This window comes from Planktosalinus sp. (assembly GCF_059864935.1).
Genome location: NZ_JCBCCK010000136.1, coordinates 1 through 1219, shown reverse-complemented (window position 1 = coordinate 1219; position 1219 = coordinate 1). Strand labels below are relative to the sequence as shown.

Here is a 1219-nt window from a genome sequence, read left to right as displayed (position 1 = left end):
GGGACACCCCGGCTGGCGACACGGCGATAACGGCTTTCTCGGCATCATTCCCCCAAACACAAAAAGGCGCGAACATCCTCAAAAGAGAATGCCGCGCCTATAATGGGGCTCACGGCCCAAAAGCTATATTCGATTCAGTCTTGCAAACTCACCAAAAAGCAATGCAAGTTATAAAGCAATCAATGAAGCTCTTGAAACCGTTCAGAAAACAGGAGACTTGGAAGTGCCGCTTTCGATAAGAAACGCACCCACCAAGTTAATGAAGGAATTGGGGTATGGAGACAACTACCAATATGCCCATAATTATGAAGGCAATTTTGTGTCGCACGAGTTTTTACCGGAAGAAGTTTCAGGAACTGCCTTTTATGAGCCGGGGAATAATGCTAAAGAAAATGCGTATCGGAATTATTTGAAGTCACTTTGGAAAAATAAGTATGGGTATTGACGTTGGATGCTGGGTGTTGGGTGTTGGATGCTGGGTGCTGGGTGCTGGGTGCTGGGTGCTGGGTGTAATTAATTAAATATCTTTAAATTAACAAGTGTTTTCAGTAAATTAAAAATCTAAATATCATGAGTTTCAAATTTGAAAAATTAATTATTTGGCAGAAAGCAATGGATTTTGGCGAAGATATTTTTGAAATAGCAAAACAGTTTCCTAAGCTTGAATTATATAATCTTTCAACTCAGATATTAAAAGCAGGGGATTCTATTGCTTTAAATATTTCTGAAGGTAGTATTGAACAATCAAATAAAGAGTTCAATAGGTTTTTAGGATATTCTGTTAGGTCACTTGCAGAGGTAGTAACTTGTTTATACAAAGCTAAAAGAAGAAGTTATATTGATGAGGAAACTTTCAAATCTTTATATGATAGGGCTTATTATCTTATGAATATGATTATCTCATTTAAATCAAAACTATAATTTACATCCAACACCCAGCATCCAACACCCAACCAAATCAATAAACTTATTCTTTAAGACATAAATAACAGCATATGAAAGGAAAGCTAATCAAAGGAAAAGCCACTCCCAGAGGAAAATATCCTCACGTAAAGCGCGTTGGCAATTTTATATTTGTTTCCGGAACGAGTTCGCGTAAAGCCGATAACACCTTTGCCGGTGTGGAACAAGTGGACGAAATGGGAAGTATGAAGCTCGACATCGAAGCCCAAACCCGAGCCGTAATTGAAAACATACGCGATTTTTTGTCTGAAGAAGG

At 38.3% G+C, this 1219-nt stretch carries 2 protein-coding genes and 2 pseudogenes; all 4 read left to right on the top strand.

Annotation, left to right across the window (positions count from 1 at the left end):
- On the top strand, positions 1–239 hold a 239-nt coding region (locus AC6F75_RS05790), incomplete at its 5' end, for a hypothetical protein (protein ID WP_500714005.1).
- Positions 140–445 (top strand): annotated as a pseudogene (locus tag AC6F75_RS05785) (AAA family ATPase); the annotation flags it as partial. The gene AC6F75_RS05790 and the pseudogene AC6F75_RS05785, both read left to right, overlap by 100 nt.
- A 125-nt stretch (positions 446–570) precedes the next feature.
- A complete protein-coding gene (locus tag AC6F75_RS05780) occupies positions 571–921 on the top strand; it encodes a four helix bundle protein (RefSeq protein ID WP_500714004.1) in 351 nt (116 codons plus the stop codon).
- Between the two features lie 74 nt (positions 922–995).
- Positions 996–1219: pseudogene (locus tag AC6F75_RS05775) on the top strand (RidA family protein); the annotation flags it as partial.

Coding starts and splice junctions, on each gene's coding strand:
- AC6F75_RS05780 (WP_500714004.1), top strand. CDS start 571: ATGAGTTTCAAATTTGAAAAATTAATTATTTGGCAGAAAGCAATGGAT.